General features: G+C 61.9%; 15 protein-coding genes and 1 tRNA gene. 10 read left to right on the top strand and 6 right to left on the bottom strand.

The genetic code is table 11. The features are described 5' to 3' along the window. Positions 1–97: 97 nt before the first annotated feature. The 3 genes from S101446_RS10040 (at position 98) to S101446_RS10030 (ending at position 3,956) form a co-directional block, all read left to right on the top strand. Positions 98–814 (top strand): TetR/AcrR family transcriptional regulator, encoded by a 717-nt coding sequence (locus S101446_RS10040; RefSeq protein WP_087608278.1) that lies wholly within the window; start codon positions 98–100, stop codon positions 812–814. A 365-nt stretch (positions 815–1,179) separates the two neighbouring features. After that, complete coding sequence (locus S101446_RS10035; RefSeq protein WP_087608277.1) at positions 1,180–3,390, top strand: TonB-dependent receptor; 2,211 nt, start codon at positions 1,180–1,182, stop codon at positions 3,388–3,390. A 35-nt stretch (positions 3,391–3,425) separates the two neighbouring features. Further along, positions 3,426–3,956, top strand: a complete 531-nt coding sequence (locus S101446_RS10030) for a GNAT family N-acetyltransferase (RefSeq protein ID WP_087608276.1) — start codon at positions 3,426–3,428, stop codon at positions 3,954–3,956. A 171-nt stretch (positions 3,957–4,127) separates the two neighbouring features. Here the strand turns inward: S101446_RS10030 and S101446_RS10025 are convergent, their stop codons facing one another. Both S101446_RS10025 and S101446_RS10020 read right to left on the bottom strand, forming a co-directional pair. Next, positions 4,128–5,507 (bottom strand): ammonium transporter, encoded by a 1,380-nt coding sequence (locus S101446_RS10025; RefSeq protein ID WP_010508910.1) that lies wholly within the window; start codon positions 5,505–5,507, stop codon positions 4,128–4,130. Continuing rightward, complete coding sequence (locus tag S101446_RS10020; protein ID WP_010508912.1) at positions 5,504–5,842, bottom strand: P-II family nitrogen regulator; 339 nt, start codon at positions 5,840–5,842, stop codon at positions 5,504–5,506. Before S101446_RS10020 ends, S101446_RS10025 begins: the two co-directional genes overlap by 4 nt. A 360-nt stretch (positions 5,843–6,202) precedes the next feature. On the opposite strand from S101446_RS10020, the gene S101446_RS18030 reads away from it, so the two are divergent. Next, entirely contained in the window at positions 6,203–6,379 is a 177-nt protein-coding gene (locus tag S101446_RS18030) for a hypothetical protein (RefSeq protein ID WP_167376432.1), read from the top strand. A 131-nt stretch (positions 6,380–6,510) separates the two neighbouring features. Then, the gene (locus S101446_RS10015; RefSeq protein ID WP_087608275.1) at positions 6,511–7,785 is read left to right on the top strand and encodes a chloride channel protein; all 1,275 of its coding nucleotides are present in this window, start codon (positions 6,511–6,513) and stop codon (positions 7,783–7,785) included. Positions 7,786–7,957: 172 nt separating this feature from the next. Here the strand turns inward: S101446_RS10015 and S101446_RS18025 are convergent, their stop codons facing one another. Both S101446_RS18025 and S101446_RS10010 read right to left on the bottom strand, forming a co-directional pair. Continuing rightward, complete coding sequence (locus tag S101446_RS18025; RefSeq protein WP_167376431.1) at positions 7,958–8,134, bottom strand: hypothetical protein; 177 nt, start codon at positions 8,132–8,134, stop codon at positions 7,958–7,960. A 110-nt stretch (positions 8,135–8,244) separates the two neighbouring features. Next, on the bottom strand, positions 8,245–9,096 hold the full coding sequence (locus tag S101446_RS10010; RefSeq protein ID WP_087608274.1) for an aromatic ring-hydroxylating oxygenase subunit alpha: 852 nt from the start codon (positions 9,094–9,096) through the stop codon (positions 8,245–8,247). Between the two features lie 181 nt (positions 9,097–9,277). On the opposite strand from S101446_RS10010, the gene S101446_RS10005 reads away from it, so the two are divergent. The 3 genes from S101446_RS10005 (at position 9,278) to S101446_RS09995 (ending at position 11,288) form a co-directional block, all read left to right on the top strand. Next, on the top strand, positions 9,278–9,943 hold the full coding sequence (locus S101446_RS10005; RefSeq protein WP_087608869.1) for a Rieske 2Fe-2S domain-containing protein: 666 nt from the start codon (positions 9,278–9,280) through the stop codon (positions 9,941–9,943). Then, on the top strand, positions 9,940–10,557 hold the full coding sequence (locus S101446_RS10000) for a glutathione S-transferase family protein (RefSeq protein WP_019085974.1): 618 nt from the start codon (positions 9,940–9,942) through the stop codon (positions 10,555–10,557). The genes S101446_RS10005 and S101446_RS10000 overlap by 4 nt, the downstream gene beginning before the upstream one ends. 125 nt (positions 10,558–10,682) lie before the next feature. Beyond that, positions 10,683–11,288, top strand: a complete 606-nt coding sequence (locus tag S101446_RS09995; RefSeq protein ID WP_010508927.1) for a hypothetical protein — start codon at positions 10,683–10,685, stop codon at positions 11,286–11,288. Here S101446_RS09995 and S101446_RS09990 read toward each other — a convergent pair. Continuing rightward, positions 11,269–13,473: an FUSC family protein gene (locus S101446_RS09990; protein WP_019085973.1), complete on the bottom strand. Its 2,205-nt coding sequence runs from the start codon at positions 13,471–13,473 to the stop codon at positions 11,269–11,271. The two genes, S101446_RS09995 and S101446_RS09990, sit on opposite strands and share 20 nt — an antisense overlap. A gap of 189 nt (positions 13,474–13,662) precedes the next feature. On the opposite strand from S101446_RS09990, the gene S101446_RS09985 reads away from it, so the two are divergent. Both S101446_RS09985 and S101446_RS09980 read left to right on the top strand, forming a co-directional pair. After that, positions 13,663–14,154, top strand: coding sequence for a MarR family winged helix-turn-helix transcriptional regulator (locus tag S101446_RS09985; RefSeq protein ID WP_182355925.1), 492 nt, complete (start codon positions 13,663–13,665; stop codon positions 14,152–14,154). A gap of 253 nt (positions 14,155–14,407) precedes the next feature. Then, positions 14,408–15,757, top strand: coding sequence for a GntT/GntP/DsdX family permease (locus tag S101446_RS09980; protein ID WP_026019762.1), 1,350 nt, complete (start codon positions 14,408–14,410; stop codon positions 15,755–15,757). An 810-nt stretch (positions 15,758–16,567) separates the two neighbouring features. Here the strand turns inward: S101446_RS09980 and S101446_RS09970 are convergent. After that, positions 16,568–16,642 (bottom strand) — tRNA-Thr (locus tag S101446_RS09970). Positions 16,643–16,731: the final 89 nt, after the last annotated feature.

The raw sequence follows: 16,731 nt of genomic DNA, 5'->3' as shown, positions 1-16,731 counted from the left end.
GAATTGACCGATCAGTTCGGTCAGTCCCCTAGCCTATCGGCTTTCCTCACGGGGTCAATCGAAAGTACGCACCGATAACGGGAGCAGGGTGATTTCCATGGGTACCACGCCAGACCATCGGGACCAGACACAGGCCGAAAGCTGCCCGCTGTCCGGTGCGTCCGCGGCCAAGCGCCAGCAGATCCTGGCCGGTGCCGCGCGTGTCTTTGCCCGGCAGGGATACGAAGGGGCCAGCATGTCGGGCATCGCCCGCGACGCGGGGGTGTCCAAGGGAACGCTGTATAATTATTTCGAAAGCAAGGCCACGCTGTTTTCCGCCTTTGTGGAACAGTGCGCGTGCGAGAAGATGCCCCTTCTGTTCAGCCGGATTGACGAAGGGGCCAACCTTACGGAATCGCTCGAACATCTTGCCGTGGCCATGATCCGGCTGCTGACATCGCCGCTGTCGCTCATGCTCAACCGCATCATCATTTCTGAGGCGGGCAACTTCCCTGACCTTGCCGAAACCTTCTGGAAGCATGGACCGGAGAAGGCCATTGGCATCCTGTCCGCGTGGCTCATGCAGCATAATGACGCGGGTGTTCTGAACATTCCCGACCCGGTTTTCGCGGCGGAACAGTTCTATGGCCTGTGCCAGACCCGGATCGTGGCGCGCGCACGGCTGCAACTGCCGGTCAATACGGATGAGGCGCATATCGAATTCATCGCCCGTTCCGCCGTGCGGACGTTCCTCAATGCCTATCTGCGTGATGCCCCGCGTCAGCCGCCGGTCGTGATGGAACGCCCGGGATCCGGTACCGGCCCGACGTCATAAAAGTTTTCGGGTGTTGCCTTTTTTCATAAAAACGGTGTGTCTTCTGAAGCTTTTTTAAAAAAGCTTCGCCAAAAACTTCTTTCAGTTTTGGAATATTTTACGGACGGGCTTGTGAAGCAGTCTTTCGCCTGTCCTGCGCCCTGACCGGGTTTTCCCAGCACATTTTCGCATCAACGCGCTGACGGAATGGTCCGTGGCATGCGTCGCCCTGTGCGTAAGTCAGGGCGGGTATGCTTATGTTGCATAAAAACAACATTCCGGCTGCGTCGCGAGGATGCCTGCTTTTTTAGTCTGTTATGTTATATTGTACCAATATACGACGGAGGCATCCGAAATCTCCTGACTGGATGCGAGCCCACCCTGACATGATCCGCTTATGGTTCTCCCGCCGCCCGTTGTCCCCCGCCATGCTGGCGGCCATGACCGCGTTTACGCCGGTTTCCTCCCTCGTGGCGCAGACCACGACGGCGACAGGCACGCCCACCACCACGACCAGCACGACCACCACGCAGGTGACGGACGGGGACGTCACGCGCCGCTCATCCGCCCCGGACGCCATGACGGTCACCGCCCGGCTGGACCGGGCGCGCATCCAGTTGCAACCATCCACCGGGGCCACGGTGCATGCCTTCAGCCGCAAGGCGCTGGAAACCATTCCCGGTGGCGATAATGCCGGGATGAACAGCGTGCTGCTGCAGGCCCCCGGTGTGGCGCAGGACAGTTATGGGCAGATCCATGTCCGCGGTGACCATAACGAGGTGCAGTTCCGCCTTGACGGCGTGCAGTTGCCCGAAGGCCTGAACGTGTTCGGTCAGACGCTGATGACGCGCTTTGCCGACAACCTGTCGCTTTCGACCGGTGCGCTGCCGGTGCAGTACGGCTTCCTGCAGGCGGCAGTGGTGGACATCAACACCAAGAACGGGTCCACCAACAAGGGTGGCAACGTGTCCATTTACGGCGGGGCACGGGACTACTTCTTTCCCTCCGCCCAGTATGGGGGGCAACATGGCAAATGGGATTACTTTTTCACCGCCGATTACGTGCATGACCGCGTCGGGATCGAAAATACGACCCCATCCTTCAACGCGCCGCATGACCTGAGCAACCAGTACCATTTCCTGGGCCACGTGCGGTACACAGTGGATGAGAACACCCGCATAAGCCTGATCGCCGGTGTGTCCAACGCCGAGTACCAGCTGCCCAATATCGGCGGCCAGCCCATGTTTGGTGATAATTACAGCAGCCTGCTGCCCCAGGCCCCGGGCAGCAGCAACCTGAATGAACGCCAGAAGGAAATCACCGATTTCGGCATCCTGTCGCTGCAGAAGACGATTGGCGCGTTCAGCCTGCAGACATCGGTTTTCTCGCGCTACAGCAGTCTGGGCTACAGCCCCGATCCCAATATGGGCGACCTTGCGTATATGGGCATAAGCCAGCACGCCGAACGTTCGGTCATGTCCACCGGCACCCAGAGCGACGTGACATGGCGCGTGCGTCCTGACCACACCATCCGCTTCGGCTTTCAGGTCTTTGGCGAACGGAACATCACCAAGGCCGATGCCACGGTGTTCAATGACGCGAACCAGCAGGTCAAGATCCACACGGGCAATGGCCGCACGGGCGACATATACGGCCTGTATGTGCAGGACGAATGGCAGCCAGTGCGCAACCTGACGGTCAATTACGGCCTGCGCTTTGACGGCGTGGGGGAATATACCGACGAACACCAGCTCAGCCCGCGCATCAACGTGGTCTGGCGTGCGTGGAAGGGGGCGGCGCTGCATGCGGGCTATTCACGCTATTTCACCCCGCCGCCATTCGAGGTCGTGGGCGGGACCGACCTGCGGCAGTTCGCCAATACCTCGGCTGCGACCGATGTCAGCCGCAGCGATACGGTCAAGGCCGAGCGTGACCATTATTTCGATGCGGGCATCGAGCAGGTCATCCTGCCGGGCTGGCGCGTGTCGTTCGATGCCTATTACAAGCTGGCCCATAACCTGATTGATGAAGGGCAGTTCGGCGCGCCCATCATCCTGTCCGGGTTCAATTACCGGCGTGGCCAGGTCAACGGATATGAATTTTCCACGTCCTATGATCATGGGCCGCTGTCACTGTACGGCAATTTCGCGTGGTCGCGGGCGATCGGCAAGGACATTACCAGCGCGCAGTTCAACTTTGACGCCGATGACCTGAAATATATCAGCCAGCACTGGATCCACCTGGATCATGACCAGCGCTGGACGGCTTCGGCCGGGGGTTCCTACACCTTTTTCTATCGCAGCGGACACCCCACGCGCATTTCGGCCACCATGGTGTATGGCAGTGGCCTGCGCCAGGATTCGGATGTGCCCAATGGCGGGGTCATCCCGCAATACGCGACGTTCAATATGTCGGTTGTACAGTCCTTCCGTGACCTGTTTCATTCCCGCTTCCTGCGCACCACGCAGCTGCGGCTGGATGTCACCAACCTGTTCGATCACCCGTACATGCTGCGCAGCGGCACGGGCGTGGGCGTGGGTGCGCCGCAATACGGGCTGCGCCGGACCATCCTGACCGGTATTTCGCAGTCGTTCTGACGGGTGTGCTAGGGTCATCCCGTTACACAACCGGGATGACCTTTATGTCTTTTTCCATCCGTAAGGCGGTCGATGATGACGCCCGCTTCCTTCCCGCCATCGAACGTTCGGCCGGGCAGGCTTTCCGTAGCGTGCCCGAACTGGCTTGGGTGGCGGATGACGGGGTCATGTCTGTTGACGCGCACCGGGCCTGCATCGCCACGCGCACCTGCTGGGTCGCGGTTGATGAACAGGGTCGGGTCATGGGCTTCCTCAGCGCGCAACGCTGCGGGCAGGACCTGCATATCCTTGAAATGTCGGTGGCCCATGACCGGCAGGGCAGGGGACTGGGGCGACGGCTGTTATCAGCGGCGTATGACGATGCCCGTGCGTCTGGTCTGTCCGGGCTTACGCTGACGACCTTCCGCACGATTGCGTGGAATGCCCCGTTTTATGAAAAATCAGGCTTTTACATGCTGCCGTCCGACATGCCGGATGCGCGTCTTGCCGCCGTGTTGCGGGAGGAAGCGCAGGCAGGCTTTCCCCCCGGGTCACGCTGCGCAATGCGGTGCGATGTAGTGGATTGAAAGAAGTTTTTGGTGAAGCTTTTTTCGAAAAGCTTCAAAGAACACCGCCTTTTTGAAAAAAGGCGGCACCCAGAAACTTTTATTTTTTATCAATGGATTATTACGCATGAAAAAAGGGCGACCCGTCGGGGCCGCCCTCAGTTTCAGGGATGCAGGAACAGGCGGAGGGGATCAGGAATTGATCCGCTCGCCATGCAGGCTCATGTCCAGCCCTTCCATTTCCTCATCACGCGTGACGCGCAGGCCAATGGTCAGGTCGATCAGCTTGAGAATGATGAAGGTCAGCACCGCGCACCATACGATGGTGACGCCAACGGATTCCGCCTGCGCCACGAACTGCGAAAACGATCCGCTGACCCCTTCGGGGCTGGCGTCGGTGGCCGAAAGCGGACCATAGGCGAACACGCCGGTCAGCAGCGCGCCCACGATGCCGCCAATGCCATGCACGCCAAAGGCGTCAAGGCTGTCGTCATAGCCCATCATGTGCTTGAGGCCCGTCGCCCCCCAGAAGCAGATCAGGCCGGCAGCCAGGCCGATCATCAGCGCGCCGCCCGGCAGCACGAAGCCGGCTGCGGGCGTAATGGCCACAAGCCCGCCCACGGCGCCGGAAATGATGCCCAGCACGGTCGGCTTGCCGGTCTTCATCCATTCGGCGCACATCCATGACACGCCAGCAGCGGCGGCCGCGATCTGGGTGGTGGCCATGGCCATCCCTGCGCGCCCGTTCGCCCCCACGGCGGACCCGGCATTGAACCCGAACCAGCCCACCCACAGCAGGGACGCGCCAATGATGGCGTAGGTCAGGTTGTAGGGGGACAGGTCTTCTTCCCCGTATCCCTTGCGCCGCCCGATCACCAGGGCCGCGACAAGACCCGCGATACCGGCATTGATATGTACGACGGTGCCACCGGCGAAGTCGATCGCGCCGATCTTGCTGGCGACCCATCCATCCGGTCCCCAGACCCAGTGGGCCACGGGCACGTACACGATCAGCGACCACAGGATGGTGAAGACACACAGCGCGCTGAACTTCATGCGTTCGGCAAACGCGCCGGTAATCAGCGCGGGCGTGATGATGGCGAACGTCATCTGGAACGTCATCCACACGCTTTCGGGAATGGTCATGGTGGTCGCGGCGGGCGTGCCGGCGGCCATGGTGAAGGCCACGTCGGACCCCTTGGAGATCCCCGCGCCAAGACCGTTGAGCATAACGCGCGACAGCCCGCCGATAAACGCGTTGCCCGACGTGAAGGTCAGGCTGTAGCCCAGCACCATCCACACGACCGTCATGATGCAGCAGATGCTGAACGACTGCATGAGGGTCGCCAGCACATTCTTCTTGCGCACCATCCCGGCATAGAACAGGGCAAGGCCGGGAATGGTCATCATCAGCACAAGGCCCGTGCTGATCAGCATCCATGCCGTATCACCCGTATCGATCGCGGCGGGGGCCGCGTCGGCCGCCATGGCGGGCAGGCTGCCCATGGACAGCGCGACAGTTACGGCCGCTGCCCCGAACGGGCGGGCGCTCTTGCCAATCTTTGTGATCACAGCGCGTTTTCTCCGGTTTCCTGTGTCCTGATACGCATTGCCTGTTCAAGGTCGAGGACAAAGATCTTGCCATCGCCGATCTTGCCGGTGCACGAGGCGCTCTGGATCACGTCCACCACCTTGTCGCACTGTGCGTCCGCCACCGCGATCTCCAGCTTGATCTTGGGCAGGAACTGGATGTTGTATTCGGCGCCGCGATAGATTTCGGTCTGGCCTTTCTGGCGGCCATAACCCTTGACCTCGGTTGCGGTCAGGGCATCCACCCCGATGGAATGCAACCCCTCACGCACCTCATCGAGCTTGAACGGCTTGATGACGGCAATAACGAATTTCATTTCGTTCCCTTCCTGCCTTGCCCCTGAAACATCTTTTCGCTGTCTCTGTTCCGTACAGGTAACCATATACGGAAGCAATATGAACTTGCTACCGCCTTTGGGCCCGATTGTGCAGTGCCTGTGTGTTGCCATTACGGACGCGGCATGTTCCCCGTTTTCGACCTGCGTTAAGGGGCAACGTCATTATCGAAATGTTTTTGTAATGAAAGACGCTTTTCCACTTCATGCCGGGTCTTTCCGTCCGCGCGGTTTTTGGGCATGTCCGGCGCATGGGGTAACGGCCTTTTTCCGCTTTTGTAATGCTACGCATTTTTTGCATCCGTAACGCAGCCGGGACGGCGTGCGCCACAAGACATCCATATGCCTGCGGTATCCATGTCGGCGGTTGCGTTCCTGCCTTCGGCCAATCCTGTGCGCCAGCCCCTTTTCGTGCCTGTCATGGCGGATCAGGCCCCGTTTTCCACGGGCGCGGATGCTTTCGCATTGCATGACCGCATCGACGCTGGATCGCGCCGGGAGCGGCATGGGAACCTGTGACCTATCCAGCCTGTCCCGTCGCGTCTGAAACCTGTCTTGCATCCGGCCCCTGATCCGGCATACCCCATGCAATCATGACCACATCCGCTTCCCCTTCCGTTCCACCTGCCGCTTCCTCGCCCTGGCCGGTCATGGCCATGGCGGTTGTCTGCACGGGTATCCTGTCCGGGCTGGGGGGTACGGTGCTGTCGCTGCTGCTGCACATGATCCAGCATGTTGCCTATGGCTACGGGCAGGCGGACGGGCCGCATAACTTCCTGCAGGGCGTCAGCGCCGCACCGCGCTGGCGGCGTATTGTGGCCCTGTCCGTTGCGGGTGTCGTGGCCGGCGTGGGCTGGTGGGCGCTGGGGCGTTTGGGCCGGCCCCTGGTCAGCATTGCCGCTGCTGTTGGCAAGACGGGTCCGGGCAGGCCGATGCCGCCGCTATCCACCCTCATCCATCTGCTGCTGCAGATCGTGACCGTGGCCCTTGGCTCGCCGCTGGGGCGTGAGGTGGCGCCGCGTGAACTGGGTGCCGTGCTGGCCACTGGCACGGGCCGCATGCTGGATCTTGTGGCGGATGACCGGCGCATCCTCATCGCCTGCGGTGCGGGGGCGGGGCTGTCGGCAGTCTATAATGTGCCGCTGGGCGGTGCGCTGTTCATCCTCGAAGTACTGCTGGGCACCATCGGGCAGCGGGCCGTCCTGTGCGCGGTGGCGGCGTCGGCTATCGGGGCGTTCGTGCCGTGGGCGGTGCTGGGCAATGTACACCAGTATGAAACCGGGCCGATGGCGGTCACCGCACCCGTGGTGCTGTGGGCGATATGCGCCGGTCCGGTCATCGGTACTGGCGCGCATGTGGCCCGGCGGCTGATGGGTATCGTGCAGAACCGTGCGGCGAAGGGTGTCTCGCGCATCGGCTGGTGCCTGGTGGTGTTTCCCCTGCTGGGCGTGCTGACCTGTTTTTACCCGCAGCTGCCGGGTAACGGGCGCGGGCCGATGCAACTGGCGCTGTCAGCCCGGCTGGGCATGGAACTGGCGGCAATCCTGCTTGTGCTCAAGGTCGTGGTGATCATGGGGGCATTGCGCGCGGGGGCGGCGGGTGGCCTGCTGACACCCAGCCTGACCATGGGGGCGCTGCTGTCCACCGTTCTGGCGGGGGCGTGGAACATGGTGCTGCCTGTGGTGGATGCGGGCAGCGTGGCGCTGCTGGGCGGGATCGCCTTCCTTGGCACGTTCATGTCCATGCCGCTGACGGCGGTGGCGCTGGGGATCGAGTTCACGCATCTGGGGCATGACATGTGGATCCCGGTTTTCGTGACATCGGCTGGCGCGCTGCTGGCCTTCAGGGTCTGTGCGCGGATGGGGGGACGGATGGCCGCCCAGACGCAGCCCAGCGCACCGGGCAGCATGTCGGCGCGGTCATGATCGCCTGAATGGAAAAAGGCGGCACCGTTGCCGATGCCGCCTTTCCCTGAGGACAGTCGCCGTTTTCATTTCAGCAAAACCGTCAGCGCCATTCATTCCACGTGGCGCGGTCCCTCTACAATGGGGGGAACACTCACGTTTCAATGACCTCACACCATCGTGGCCCTAAGGCTTATTTTTCGGCAAAGGGGTCGAAGTCGCCATCGTTTTCGCGCACGGCCCACCATCCCTTGTTCCACTGTTCATAGGCGGGCAGGGTCTCGTCAAACGGGTTTTCGATCAGGGGCTCGCCCCTGTTGGCGGCGGCCTTGCCCTGTTCAAAGGCGTCGGGCTGGGTCTGGTCGGTCATGGGTGGTTATCCTGACTTGTCTCTGTCTGGTGATGCGTGACGCTTACACCATGTGTCCCGCGCGGGCAGCCCCACCCGGCGGAAGGGGGTAATGCGTCAGGCGCAGGTGTTCAGGCCGTCGTGCCGTAGCTGACCCCGCGGTCGCGCAGCCACCGGCGGTAGGCGACCGACATGCGGTCCGCCATGGTGGGGATTTCCGCCCCGGCCGAAAGCGGCAGCCGGCGCGGACGCTGGTTTTCCAGAATGATACGGTCCTGCAGGAAGATGGTCTGCTGGAATTCGATCAGGTTGGCCTGGGGCGAGACATCATCGATCAGGAACATGACCGGATGCGCGCGGGAACATTCCTGCGTCATCGGCTGCACGAACAGGGCGATGACGTCAAAGCGTTCGGGCTGCGCGGGACAGGTCTTGTACAGCAGCGTCACGAACGGCCCCGCCACGCGGTACAGGTATTCCGTGTCCAGCCCGTCGGTGGCGGACAGGGCGGCCTGCGGCTGGAAGAAATGGCAGTCCGTGGCCCAGACCTCCTTGCCGTCATCACGCAGTTCAATGGTGTAGCGCGCGACTTCGGTGTTCGGTTCGGCACCAAGTATGTTGGTGTGGACAAAGGGGAAATGCGCCATGTCGAGGAAATTCTCGACAATGCGCGGGGCCGATGTCCGCACCGTGAACACCCCGCAATCAACCAGCCTGCGGTCGGGTTCCTGGGCTTCGTCAATGGCGGGAATGTCGCCCGCTGGTGTGCCCAGGCAGGTCCACAGGCAGCCATGGCGGGCACGGACCGGCAGGGCGCGCCTGTCCGCCACGTCGCAGGCGAAGGGATTGTCCCGCGCATCAAGGCCGAAGGTTATGTGCCGGTCCAGCAGCATGGTATCGGTGGGCGTGGTGCGCAGGTGTGACAGGGGACTGATCACATGCCAGTAGGACAGGATGGTTTCATCGGCGGTGATCTGTGTCATTGCCCGGTTCCTGTTTGCGGTATGCCATCGCGCTGTGTGCGGATTGCCGTGATGGTGGCGTAATGTTAGCTGCCATCATGGTGGCACGCCATGGTGTTGCGTGAAAGAATACACGCTGTTGTGTCCGATACGCCCCGCGGTGTGCAATCCTCAGGGCCTGATGGAAGGAAGCGGGGAACGTATGAAAAGATGGCAGCCGGTCAGCGTCCTGTCTGATATACGCCGTGGCGAGGTCGCGGGCGTGCGGATTGGTGGCCGCGAAGTCGTGTTGTGGCGCGAGGACGCACCCACCCCAACGCTGCATGCGTGGGAAGACCGCTGCCCCCATCGGGGCATGCGGCTGAGTTTCGGCTTCGTGCGCGATGATGCGCTGGGGTGCCTGTACCACGGCTGGCAGTTTGGCGGCGGCGCGCGGTGCAGGCTGATCCCGGCCCACCCGCAGGTGCGCGTGCCTGCCTCGATCCATGTACATGCCTATGGCGTGCGCGAACATGCGGGCCTTGCATGGGTCAGCATGGACGGGGCGGAGGATTTTCCCGCCGGGGGAACCGGGCCGGACAACGTGCTGCCGGTGCGCACCCTCCACGTCAAGGCATCCGTGGGGCCGTTGCGCCATGCGGCCGGCATCGCGCCCGATGCGGGGATTGCGTGGCACGGGCCGGTCGGTCTGGCGGTGCATGAACCGGTGGCGGGGCAGGCCATGCTGCATGTGGTGCGGGTGGCGGATGCGGATGGCCCGTCGTCCCCCGCGCTGTCACGCTGGGCCGAACAACTGCGTGACGCGGTGGAAAGTGGCGCTGGCATCGCCCCCGTCATGGACGGACTGATCGCGGGAGAAATGGCATGACCGCCAGACTGGTCCTGTATGACTGGACGCCGGATGTGCGCTGCTATGCCGTGCGCCTTGGCCTGTCGCTCATGGGCATGACGTATGAGATACGGGCGGTGGACACGGACCTGCCCGTGGGCCAGCGCCCCGCGGGACTGCGGGCGGGGGAGCGGCCACCGGTGCTGGTGGCTGGCAGTGTGCGCCTGTCACGCCCTGGCGTCATCATGCAGTTCATTGCCCGCCAGCCGGAGGTTGCGCGGGCATGGCTGGACCCGGCGCATGAATGGGCGATCCTCGACTGGCTGGATTTCGGGACGACGGCGCTCGATACGATGGCGGCGGCACGCGATGCCGCCTTTGGCACCACGCTGCCGGTCCTGCCGCCCATGGGCGCGCTGGTGGCCGCCCTGCGCCGGATGGAAGACCACATGAGTGCGCGCGCGATGGAGGGGCATGACTGGTTCGCAGCCCCCGCCGCCAGCATTGCCGACGTGGTGCTGTTCGTCGTGTTCGCGCTGACGGTGGACCTTGGGGTGGAACGCGACACCTGTCCCGCCCTGCGGCGATGGGCGCGACGGATGCGTGGCCTGCCGGGCTTTGTGGTCATGCCCGGCGTTCCGGACTATGCCTGAGCGCCATACATCTTTGGATACATGACTGCATTTAGACGTTATGGAATATGATGAAGCCGGCCTGGGCGCAGGTCCAACCGGCAGGGGTCCATACCCGTCAAGAGATTGAGGAAAGAACAAGAAATATGAATGTGAAGCTGTTTGCACCCCGTCGCGTTGCGGCGGCACTGGCCATTACCATAACGGCAGGCGCCGCCAGCCTGTGTGGCGCGTCACAGTCCGCCATGGCGCAGGCCGCCCCGGTTATCGTGGGCAACCAGACGGCGACTGCAATCGTCGAAAGCGTGGACCACGAAGCGGGCATGGTGCTGCTGCGTGACAAGGCGGGCAACCTGGATACCGTGCGCGTTGACCCTGACGTGCGCGCCAAGCTGCCGGTCCTGCATGCCGGTGACAAGATCGGCCTGCGCATCGTGCGCACCATTGATGCCGTCATCGCACCGCCGGGCGCGCCCATGCCGGAATCGACCGAAAGCGCCGCAGGCACGCGCACCGGCCCGCACCCGCATGGCATGATGGTGTCCTTCAAGCGTGAACGCGTGAAGGTGACGGGCGTGGACACCACGCGCAATCAGGTCGTGTTTGTCGATCCCGATGACATTACCCGCGTCGTGCTGGTGCGCCAGAAGCCGATGCAGGACTTCCTCAAGACCCTGAAGCCGGGTGATGAAGTGGACACGACGGTCATGGATGCGGTGTCGTTCTCGGTACTCAGCCGGATTCCGTCCTGACGGCCGCAAGCGGCGGACGGTGGGCGGCGGGATAGTCTTCCGCCCATTGCAGCGGGCCGCGCTGGTCAAGGAAGCCGGGAATGTCCTGGATGATCCGCGCCGCCTGCTCCAGACACGCCATGGCCTCGACCTGCGCGGGGGGGCGTAGCGTGATCGCGTCGGGCGGGCACAGCATGTCCGCCGCCCGACGCAGGCCCGCCGCCGTCAGCAGCGGGTTGTGCGCCAGTTCGGCGAAGGTATCGAGCGCATCGTAAATGGCGACCTGCTGCGCCCCGGTTATCTCGGGACTTGCGGCAATCATGCGGATCCGCTCCACCAGTCGCCCCAGTGACAGCGTGGCCAGAGCCGCATCGATGTATTCATGGATCATGGCGGGCCGGGCAAAAAAGGACAGCCGCATCGCCAGACGCAGCACCTTCTGCAGTTGCAGGTTTTCCCACACCAGCCATTCCTTGCCCTGCCTGCGTCCCGACAGCGCCAGCCTGCGCAGGCTGCGCGTCAGCGACGTGACAAGGCGGGCGGCATCCAGCCTGTGGTTGGGCGGCAGGATCACCCGGAACGACAGCACCAGCATGATGCACCCCATGAGCAGCGCCATCCAGCCGTTGAGCAGGCTTATGTCGTTGTAATAATGGATCGGGTTGTTGACCTGCAGCATCACGGTCGAAAACACGCCGTAACCAAACCCGCCAACCCCGAATTTCGGGTGGAACTGCAACCATATGCCCGGCAGCAGCATGATGCACAGCGAAAGCCACAGCAGCGGGTAGCCATCTACCTGCGGCAGCAGGTAGGTATGGCATAACAGTCCCGCCGGAACCCCCAGCGCCGTGCCCGCCGCCATGAGCCCGGCCGCGCGGGATGCGGAAGGCAGGGTGGACAGCAGGCTGGCCGCCGCCACCACGTACAGCATCATGGTCGGGGCCGCCGTCCAGTGCAGCACGTACCAGATCAGGCACGCCGACATGGTGATCAGCATGCCGCGCGCACCGTTGCGCAGCGCCGTCGGCCATTCCAGATAGGGCTGCAGCCGCAGCCTGCGGCCCGCGCTGCCCCGGCGCGACAGATCCTGCAACGCGGTTTCGATCTGGCCCAGCAGGTCCTGTATGTCGTCAAGGAAAAGCAGCGACTGCGGGGAATGCGTCCCGCGCGCCTGCGCGATCATGAGGTCGCGGGTATGGCGTATGCGCGCGCAGCCCTCCATCCAGCTGGATTCCAGCGTCCGGCCCGTCGTCCGGTCCATGAGGAACTGCAGCATGGACACGATTTCGGCATGCACCGCACGGTCCTGCTCGGTATCGGCGGCGGTGATGGTGTGGGGATGGTAAGACGCAACGATACCCGACAGGCGCGCAAGCCCCGCGCGGATTTCACGTTCGCGCACGCTTATGTCGTAATTGTCGGTGGCCGCGTATTCCACCGCATCCGACAGCCGCCCGATCCGCGCCAGCATGGCCGCCCGGCTGTCGTGAAAATTGGTCGGCAGGGAGCGGAACGTGCTGCCCGGCAGCGCGTCGGGGTCCTGCGCGGGCACGTTGGTGTAGCCCTGGTGGAACGCCTGGATATAGCCGATCGTATCGCGGAACAGGGCGTGGATCTGCACGAACAGGGTGTCCGAGCGGCGTGGCGAGGTCACCATGAACACCGCCGCCGTTGTCACGATCCCCACCACCACGGCGGAAAGCCGCGACATGGCGCTAAGGAAAATGCCATCCGGGTCATCAAACGCGGGGGCGGAGATGATGACGATGGTATAACCCGTCAGCACGGCGGCATAGGCGCGGAACAGCCGCAGGAAAGTCGCCGCCATGCACGCCAGTCCCACCGTGAACGACAGCCCCATGAAATACAGTACCGGGGACTGCACGAACACCGCCATAAGCCCCACGCTGATGGACGCGCCGATAATGGTCCCGATCACGCGCCATACGCTTTTGGATACCAGCGCGCCCACTGTCGGGTTGGCCACGATCATGACCGTTGTGACCGAACTCATGGGGGACTGGAGCTGGAAGCTGAACGCCAGGAACAGCGCAATGGCAACCGACAGCAGGGCACGCCCGCTGAACGCCGCCGTGGTGCGCAGCGTAGCCCATTGGGCGTCGTCGGAAAAATGGCGCGTAAGGCTGGAAAACATGTGGGTGCCGACTCCCGGCTGCGGCGTTTTGGGCATCTGATAACGCATGCCGCAGGAAGTTAAAGGGCATGGAGCACAATTTATTGTATGACAATTAATGCCATGTCAATTATATCTGTCCTGCATATCGGTGCCGCCGGGCAGCCATCGCATAAATGGGTCATGATCGGACCGGGCGGGCATGCTATCGGGCACGCAGAAGACTTCGGCGGGGTCTGACACCAGCAGGGGATGCGCATGGCTGACCGTTCACCATTGCCAGATATCGAGGGCGCGGGTTTTCAGGACATGAGGATGACGTTCCTGACCATGCGGCTGGCCAATACGTGGCGGCTGGGTCTGGACCGTGCGCTACGGCCCGAAGGCATGAGCATGGCGATGATGCGCCCGCTGGCGTACCTCATGATGCTGCCCGACCGCGTCAGCCAGCGCACGCTGGCCCATGCCATGAATACCGACAGTTCTGCACTGGTGCGCGTGCTGGACCTGCTGGAGGAAGAAGGGCTGGTCGAACGCCATCCCGATCAGGAGGACAGGCGCGCCAAGAGCCTTGTGCTGACCGCGCGCGGCCGGCGCAAATGCGCGACCCTGCACCGGATCTGCGCTGACATGGAAGCGCGCGTGCTGGATGGCATTCCTGCCGACAGGGTGCAGGACATGATGGATGTCCTGTCCCGCGTGCTGCGGCAGGCGGAGGACGTGATGATGGATTCCGCCGCTGGGCCATGAGAACGTGTCCCGAAAATCAGAAAAGTTTTTGGTGAAGCTTTTTTCAAAAAGCTTCAGGGAACGCCGCCTTTTGGAAAAGGGGTCACCTGGAAACCTGTATCTTTTATCAACGGTCTGTTTTGAAACAGTCTCTGACTGACCTGCATCAGGTCTTCCTGTCCGGCCCTGATATAGTAAACACCATGTCCACACCCGCTGGCTGATGCCATGACAGGCCACGCATCGGAACATGGAATTGGGGGAATAGGCGTCAATGTCGGTCGGAATGGCCCTGTTACTGGCTGTTGTGGCCATATGCGTTGTCGTTTTCCTGATTGAACGGGTCAAGCTCAATCCGTTCCTGGCCCTGCTGATCGCGTCCATGCTGCTGGGGTTTGCCGCCGGCATGCCCGCTTCACGGGTCGTGGCGTCGTTTGAAGGCGGGGCGGGGCAGGTGCTGGGGCAGATTGCCTCGGTCATCGCGCTGGGGACCATGCTGGGCAAGATGCTGGAGGTGTCAGGCGGCGCTGACCGCATCGCCATGACGGTGGTGGCACTCGCGGGGCCACGGCGGCTGGACTGGGCCATGATGGTGATCGGCCTGCTGGTCGGGCTGTCGGTGTTCTTTACCGTGGGCTTCGTCATCCTTGTGCCGCTGGCCTTTTCCATCGCGCGGCAGACCGGACGGCCGATCCTGCATGTGGCGCTGCCGGTGACGGCCGCCCTGTCGGTCGTGCAGGGATATATGCCACCCCATCCCGGCACCATGTTCGCCCTTGCGGCCTATCATGCCGATATCGGGCGTGTAATCTGGATGGGGGCCGTGGTCAGCGTGCCGGTCGCGATCATTTCGGGGCCGCTTTATACCCGCTTTATCGTTCCCCGCCTGCCTGCGGATGCCGGGATGGGGGCAGAGCATGACCATGGGCACGATGCGCCCCGCGCACATGCGGACCTGCCGGGATTTGGCATTACGCTGTTCACCATCCTCGCCCCCATCGTGCTGATGCTGGCGGGATCGGCCACCCGGTTCATGGGGCCGACCACGGGGGACTGGGTCGAGGCCCTGCGTTTCGTGGGGGACCCCAATGTGGGGCTGGCGCTGGCGGCCCTGCTGTCGTTCTGGACGCTGGGACTGCGGCGGGGACTGACGCGTGAGAAAATCCTGGCCTGTTCCAACGAATGCCTCGGTCCACTGGCCAGCCTGCTGCTGATGATTGGCGCGGGTGGCGGTTTTGGCGCGGAACTGATGGATAGCGGCATTTCCGATGCGATCGCCCGCGCCGCGGTGGACATGCATGTCCCGCTGCTGTTCCTGGCATGGGGGCTGGCGGCAGGCATGCGCGTGGCGGTGGGGTCCGCCACAGTCGCCATGAGCACCACGGCCGGAATCGTGGCGCCGATCATGGTGCATGGGGCGGGTGCCTCGCCCGAACTGCTGGTGCTGGCGACGGGAGCGGGGGCGGTCATGTTCGGGCCGATGAATGATTCGGGATTCTGGCAGGTGCGCGATGCGCTGGGTCTTACGGTCCCGCAGACATTGCGCACATGGTCGGTGATCGAGACCCTGATTGGCGTAGTGGGTCTGGGAATGTGCCTGCTTCTGGGGTGGTGCGGTTTGTAAGGTGCGGCAGGACGCACGGCACGCAGCATTATAAAACAAGCCACCCGTTCGATCGAACGGGTGGCTTTATCATGTATACAAGGCACTGTATTTTAGTCGTGTTTCATAAATAGTTTAATATCCAGCCCTATTCCTTTTTTTGATATTGTCATTTTTGGATATAAATTGGCATTTGTTGTTATATAATCGTCAAAATCGATGACATAGCAATCATCCGCCATATGGAATACGAAACCTTCTTTTGTATTCCATATGGTCTTTTCTTCATGGTCGTATAAAAAATCATGTAAAAGGTCGGATGTATCCGGGATGACTTTTCCATTTTTGCTTATGGATATCTCATCAATAGATATTTTTTCTATATAAAACGTGTCTTCGTAATTTCCGAAGAAGGAATTGAGATTGTTTATTATCCCCATGACAGGTGCCCCTCTATATGTTGCAGTTGGAATACAACAAATGGCCACTTGTAATTACAATTATTTTTAAATAAGACATATTCTGTAATTATTTATAATACCAATGGTCGAACAGGCTGATACCCGACATGACAAGGGTTTACGGGCAGGCTGGATGGTTACGACCAGGGAGGGGATACCGAATGGCATGGCGGTTTCGTCCATGCCGGGGCGCCAGCCAGACGGGACGGTCGGAATCAACCGGGAATTCGAATGTCATCGAATCCGTTTCCGGTCGCGATCCGGGGTGCCGTGAAATGGACGGCCTTACCCACCCGCTACCCCATGGAATCAGGGGAACGGTCTGCGAATTCGGGCAAGTTTGAAATCTTGGAAAAATCAGGGGGGAAGGTGGTGCCGACACTCGGAATTGAACCGAGGGCCTACTGATTACGAATCAGTTGCTCTACCCCTGAGCTATGTCGGCAGACCTGTGGCGTCTGATAAACGATGGTCTGGCATGATGCAATATCTCAAATGCGGCATTCCCCATTTTAATTTGGTCTATATGCTGTG

The organism is Komagataeibacter europaeus, from assembly GCF_002173515.1.
GTDB classification, from domain to species: Bacteria; Pseudomonadota; Alphaproteobacteria; order Acetobacterales; family Acetobacteraceae; genus Komagataeibacter; species Komagataeibacter europaeus.
Note: the sequence above shows the minus strand (reverse complement) of the source record. Positions and strands in the feature narration are given on the sequence as shown.

Coding starts and splice junctions, on each gene's coding strand:
- S101446_RS09980 (WP_026019762.1), top strand. CDS start 14,408: ATGTCGGTCGGAATGGCCCTGTTACTGGCTGTTGTGGCCATATGCGTT.
- S101446_RS09995 (WP_010508927.1), top strand. CDS start 10,683: ATGAATGTGAAGCTGTTTGCACCCCGTCGCGTTGCGGCGGCACTGGCC.
- S101446_RS18025 (WP_167376431.1), bottom strand. CDS start 8,134: ATGACCGACCAGACCCAGCCCGACGCCTTTGAACAGGGCAAGGCCGCC.
- S101446_RS10000 (WP_019085974.1), top strand. CDS start 9,940: ATGACCGCCAGACTGGTCCTGTATGACTGGACGCCGGATGTGCGCTGC.
- S101446_RS10010 (WP_087608274.1), bottom strand. CDS start 9,096: ATGACACAGATCACCGCCGATGAAACCATCCTGTCCTACTGGCATGTG.
- S101446_RS09990 (WP_019085973.1), bottom strand. CDS start 13,473: ATGCGTTATCAGATGCCCAAAACGCCGCAGCCGGGAGTCGGCACCCAC.
- S101446_RS10020 (WP_010508912.1), bottom strand. CDS start 5,842: ATGAAATTCGTTATTGCCGTCATCAAGCCGTTCAAGCTCGATGAGGTG.
- S101446_RS18030 (WP_167376432.1), top strand. CDS start 6,203: ATGCCTGCGGTATCCATGTCGGCGGTTGCGTTCCTGCCTTCGGCCAAT.
- S101446_RS10015 (WP_087608275.1), top strand. CDS start 6,511: ATGGCCATGGCGGTTGTCTGCACGGGTATCCTGTCCGGGCTGGGGGGT.
- S101446_RS09985 (WP_182355925.1), top strand. CDS start 13,663: ATGGCTGACCGTTCACCATTGCCAGATATCGAGGGCGCGGGTTTTCAG.
- S101446_RS10030 (WP_087608276.1), top strand. CDS start 3,426: ATGACCTTTATGTCTTTTTCCATCCGTAAGGCGGTCGATGATGACGCC.
- S101446_RS10040 (WP_087608278.1), top strand. CDS start 98: ATGGGTACCACGCCAGACCATCGGGACCAGACACAGGCCGAAAGCTGC.
- S101446_RS10005 (WP_087608869.1), top strand. CDS start 9,278: ATGAAAAGATGGCAGCCGGTCAGCGTCCTGTCTGATATACGCCGTGGC.
- S101446_RS10035 (WP_087608277.1), top strand. CDS start 1,180: ATGATCCGCTTATGGTTCTCCCGCCGCCCGTTGTCCCCCGCCATGCTG.